This window comes from Actinoallomurus acaciae (assembly GCF_042429965.1).
Classification (GTDB): Bacteria; Actinomycetota; Actinomycetes; order Streptosporangiales; family Streptosporangiaceae; genus Actinoallomurus; species Actinoallomurus acaciae.
This window is the reverse complement of sequence record NZ_JBHLZP010000589.1, coordinates 664-5,409: the sequence shown is the minus strand read 5'-3', so window position 1 is coordinate 5,409 and position 4,746 is coordinate 664. Positions and strand designations below refer to the sequence as shown.

Below are 4,746 nucleotides of genomic sequence, written 5' to 3'. Positions count from 1 at the left end.
CCCCGGGGCCACGGCCACGATCGCCGTGCCGCTCGCCGGCGCGGGGGCGGGGGACGACCGGATCGCCGACCGGCTCGGCCGCCTGCTGGGCCCGTCGTTCCGCGCGCACTTCGTGGCACGCACCCGCCCGCGCGACGCGTGGTCGCTGACCGAACGCGAACGCGAGATCGCCGAACTCGTCGCGGCCGGGATGACCAACCGCCAGCTCGCCGAGCACCTGCACGTCACGGTCGACACGGTGAAGAAGCACCTCACGAGCGTGCTGAGGAAGACCGGGTGCTCGAGCCGGACCCGCCTGGCCGTGCTGTGGCGTCAGCCGACCTGAAACGGGTGATCCGCACCGTGAGCGGTCACGTGTGCCGGTCCGGGGCGAGGAAGGACGTCAGCGGCGGGAGCAGTGCCCGCGGGCGGTCCAGCGGGATGATGTGGCCGCAGTCCTCGATCAGATAGCCGGTGAGGTCGTCGGCGATGGGGCGCAGTTGCCGTTCGAGGGCGGTGCCGACGGGGTGGGCGCCGACGGCCATCGTGGGCACGGTGAGCCGGTGGGAGTCGGCGGCGTCCTGGATCTGTCGTGCGCCGGCGGGTGCGGCCCGGTAGTAGGAAAAGGCGCAGCGCAGCGCGTCACGTCCGGTGTAGGCGTCGACGAAGGCGTCGCGGATCTCGCGCGGCACACCGCGGCCACGGGTGCCGGCGGTGAGGAACCAGTCGATGTACTCCGTCTCGTGCCCGGTCAGGACCGTCTCGGCGAGGCCGGGAACCGCGTGGAAGCCGAACCACCACGGCGGCCCGCCGGCGAAGAAGTCCTCGGCGCCGGGCAGCCGGCCCAGCGCCGACTCCATGAGGACGAGACGTCGTACGCGGGCGGGGTGCCGCATGGCGAACAGGAACGCCGGAGGGGCGCCGGCGTCGATGCCGACCACCGCCGCCGACGGTTCTCCGAGAGCGGTGAGGAGTTCTTCTGCGTCGGTGGCGAGGGTGCCGGCGTCGTAGCCGTCCGCCGCCTTCGTGGTGGCGCCGAGTCCTCGCAGGTCCGGGGCGATGACGCGGTGATGCGGGGCGAGACCCGCGATGACCTCGGTCCACAGCCGCCAGGTGTGCGGGAAGCCGTGGAGCAGGAGGACGGCGGGCCCGTTCCCGGCGATCGCCACGTTGATGTCGATGCCGTTGGCCGCGACCCGGCGCAGGGAGATCTCCGCCGTGGAGGGAGGCATGGGGGGTGTGCCGGGCATGGGTGTCTCCCTCGCGAATGGTAACTATTGGTGACAAGCAGAGGTTAGGTAACCTTCTCGGTGCGGCCAAGACCGCACTTTCGCGACAGGTGGTGAGCTGCTGGTGACCTCCCCTCCAGGCCGTACGGCGAAGGGGGCGCGGGGCGACCTCTTCGACCCCCGGTGCCCGACCCGCCGGCTGCTGGATCGCATCGGCACGAAGTGGACGTCCATGGCCGTCAAGGTCCTCGCGGAGGCCGCCCCGCACGAGGTGCGCTTCGCCGAGCTCCGGCGGCGGATGCCCGGCGTCTCGCAGAAGATGCTCTCGGTGACCTTGCAGAGCCTGACTCACGACGGGCTGGTCACCCGCCGGGTGGAGCCGACCGTGCCGCCGCGCGTGCACTACCGGCTCACCGAGCTGGGCCTTTCGCTGGAGACCGCGCTCGCCACCGTCCGGGCCTGGGCCGAGGAGCACATGGCCGAGGTCGACCGCAACAACGAGCGGGCCGATGGCACCGGCGAGTAGACACCCGGGCCGGCGTCAGCCGCACGCGTCCGGGGCCGCAGGGTGGCCGCGCGGGCGGAGGAGGACGAGGACGATCGCGGCCGTGCCGACCGCGCCCGCCGCCCCGCACACGCCGACGGACAGGGAGGGCCGGGAGACCTGTGCGATCGCGCCGGCGAGGAGGACGCCCAGCCCCTGCGCCGTCTGCAGGCCGGCCGAGGCGACGCCGATCGCCCGTGCCCGTACGGCGTTCGGCACCGTCACGGTGAAGTTCGCCTGCGCCAGCACGAGGTAGGTGGTGAAGACCCCGTTGAGGGTCCACAGCAGGAGTGATCGCGGCAGCGACGGAGAGACGGCGCTGAGCACCAGCGGGATCCCCGACGCGAGCGCCAGCGGCACCATGAGCCGCTGCCGTGGTTCCGCGGGGATCAGCCGGGTGACCAGCAGCGTGCCGGCGAAGGCGCCGACGGGGTCGGCGGCCATCAGCAGGCCCACCGCCGTGGAGCCGGAGTGCAGCTCGTGCGCGTACGGTGCCGCCAGGGCCTCGGGCGCGATGAAGAAGCCGAAGAGCCAGATGAGCCCGGCCAGGCCGGCGAGACGGCGGTCGCGTACCAGCAACCGGATCCCGGCCGTCGCGAACGCGCGGGTGCCGCCCTGAGCGGCGGCGTCCGGGGCGGGGCGGTGCGGCCCGACGCCCCATCCGATCAGGCACGCCGACGCCAGGAAGGACAACGCGTCGATCGTCAGCGCGACGCGCGGGCCGCCGAGCAGGCCGATCACGAGCCCGCCGCCGGCGAAGCCGACGATCTGCGTGACGTAGTCGGTCATCGCGACGACGCCCATGCCGACCTGGTACCGGTCCCCGGGCAGGATCTCGGGCAGCGTGGCGTTGCGCGCTCCGGCGAACAGCGGTTGCAGGCACACCATCGCGGTCAGGGCCACCATGACGAACGCCAGCGGCGAACCCGGGATCGCCATCGCCGCGACCAGGCAGCCGCGGGCGAGCTCCACCACCACGATGATCGTCCGGCGTGAGAAGCGGTCGGCCAGGCCGGACAGGAGCGGCGAGGTGAGCAGCGGCGGCAGGAAGGTCAGGCTGTAGACGAGGGCGGTCAGCAGGGCCGAGGAGGTCCGGCCGAACACCAGCAGCGCCAGCGCGAGCCGGGCGAGCTGGTCCCCGAGTTGAGACTGGGCCTGAGCGATCCACAGCGCCCTGAACTCACCGACGCCGATGACGTCGCGGAACCGGGTTCGCCCGGTCTTCGGCGCCGTCATCCGCTCGCCGGTCACCGGTCGAAGGCCCCGCGAGCAACGGGCCGCCAGGCGCGTCGCGAGGCGAAGGAGGCCGGCGGCCCGTGGCTCGGTGAGGCGCCCCCGGCGCGACGTGCGGCGGGCCCCCGGGTTCCGGGCGGCCGCTCTCTCGCCCTCAGAAGTCGCGGTTGCGCATGGCGTGCCTCCCCTCTCGAGTAGGACTCCATACTCGGAGGGTCCATCCTGATGTCGCCCGGAGGGCGACACTTCAAGAAATCTCGTAACCGGACGGCGCGCGCCGAGGCATCGAGGTGAGGCGTTCGTCCGCAGGGTGCCGGAACGCCTTCAGCCCGTCGATGGACCGCTCGGCTCCGTCCCCGGAGGGCCGTGATCGGCGTCATCGCCCACCGCGCTCTGATCCGCGGGGGTCGAGTGCGAGCGCGACCCCCGGGTGCCCTCTCCGGACCCGCTCGGGTGCCGGACGCAGAAGCGGAAGCCGACCCAGGTGACCGCTTCCAGCTGACGGAGGTCGCCTCGGATGACGTCGTCGGGCAGCCGGCCGAGCCAGCGGAACCGGTCCTTGTCCTGCCGGCCGAAGCAGCCGGGGATGTGCGGCGTCCTCGTGCCGGTGTCGGGCGCGGCGTCGTCGCCCGGCCGGACGCCGAGTGCCTCCAGAGAGGCCCTCGCCCGGTCCAGGACGCGGCGCGCCCGGGTGAGGTCGCCGACCGCCAGCAGGCCCCTGCCGAGCACCTCGGTCGCGCGCGCCAGGCGCAGTGGCTCATCGTGCCTCTCGAACAGGTCTGCGGCCCGCGTCGCACACCGGACGACGGCGCGGCCGTAGCACGCCGGGCAGATCCTCAGGTAGAGCCCGCCGAGGTCGAGCAGGGCCACGGCCTCCGCGTGGTGGTCGTCCCGCTCCCGGGCCAGTCTGAGGGCGTGGCACAGGTGCCAGATCCCGCAGCCGCCGTACCACACCGGGTTCCAGCCCATCAGGACGAGCGCGAGGTTGATCCGGGCGTTCATCAGGCCCGTGGTGTCCTGGAGCTGGTCGAACACCTCGACGGCCCGCACGAGCGACGCGGCCGCCTCCTCATGCTCCTTCCGCATGCGCAGCGCGTCGCCCAGCCCGCTGAGCGAGTGGGCGGCGCCGAGCAGGTCGCCGTTGTCCGTGCAGATGCGCAGGTCGTTGCGGTGGCACTCCACGGCCTGGGCGTAGTCGCCGGTGCTGAAGTAGAGGAGGCCGAGGTTGTGCCACGTGTTCCCCTCCTCCGTACGACCCGGAGCGAGGTCGAGGGCCCGCCGCAGATGCCGTTCGGCCTCGTCGTGGCGTCCGGCGATCCGGCAGGCGTTGCCGAGCGACTGCGCGGCATGGTGAACGTGCGCGGCGTCCACGTGCTCGGCGGCGTCGAGGGCCAGGCCCGCGCAGGCGATCCACTCCTCGGTGTGCCGGCGGAACTCCAGGTAGCGGGCGAGCCTGCGGACCGGCTCGCCCACCCTGCTCCCCAGCCGCGCCCGGTGCGCGGCCGCGACGGCGGCGGCGAGGTTGCCGTGCTCGGCGTCGAGCCAGCCCAGCGCCTGGGCGCGGGACGCGAACCGGTTGACGTGGAAGAGGCGGAGCGTCCCGGGGGCGGCGAACCGCCGGTCGGCGTCCGTGGCGGCGCGCTCATAGTGCTCCAGCAGCCGGGTCAGCGCACTCCGATACAGGTAGGCGTCGGCGAGGGCGAGTTCGGTCGCGTAGAGGCGGACGAGGTCGTGCATGTCCCACCGGCGGCCCGGATGTCC

Annotated in this window: 5 protein-coding genes; 2 read left to right on the top strand and 3 right to left on the bottom strand. The window is 73.3% G+C overall.

Features of this window, described 5'->3' with window-relative positions:
• A partial coding sequence (locus ACFFNX_RS42680) for a response regulator transcription factor (protein ID WP_378211955.1) occupies positions 1–325 on the top strand: 325 nt, incomplete at its 5' end.
• Between the two features lie 25 nt (positions 326–350).
• Here the strand turns inward: ACFFNX_RS42680 and ACFFNX_RS42675 are convergent.
• Positions 351–1,229 carry an alpha/beta fold hydrolase gene (locus ACFFNX_RS42675; protein ID WP_378211954.1) on the bottom strand — a complete coding sequence of 293 codons (879 nt, stop codon included), beginning with the start codon at positions 1,227–1,229 and terminating at the stop codon, positions 351–353.
• Positions 1,230–1,332: 103 nt separating this feature from the next.
• On the opposite strand from ACFFNX_RS42675, the gene ACFFNX_RS42670 reads away from it, so the two are divergent.
• The gene (locus tag ACFFNX_RS42670; RefSeq protein ID WP_378211953.1) at positions 1,333–1,734 is read left to right on the top strand and encodes a winged helix-turn-helix transcriptional regulator; all 402 of its coding nucleotides are present in this window, start codon (positions 1,333–1,335) and stop codon (positions 1,732–1,734) included.
• A 15-nt stretch (positions 1,735–1,749) separates the two neighbouring features.
• On the opposite strand, the gene ACFFNX_RS42665 is transcribed toward ACFFNX_RS42670, so the two are convergent.
• On the bottom strand, positions 1,750–2,988 hold the full coding sequence (locus ACFFNX_RS42665; protein ID WP_378211952.1) for an MFS transporter: 1,239 nt from the start codon (positions 2,986–2,988) through the stop codon (positions 1,750–1,752).
• Positions 2,989–3,309: 321 nt separating this feature from the next.
• On the bottom strand, positions 3,310–4,746 hold a 1,437-nt coding region (locus ACFFNX_RS42660), incomplete at its 5' end, for a tetratricopeptide repeat protein (RefSeq protein WP_378211951.1).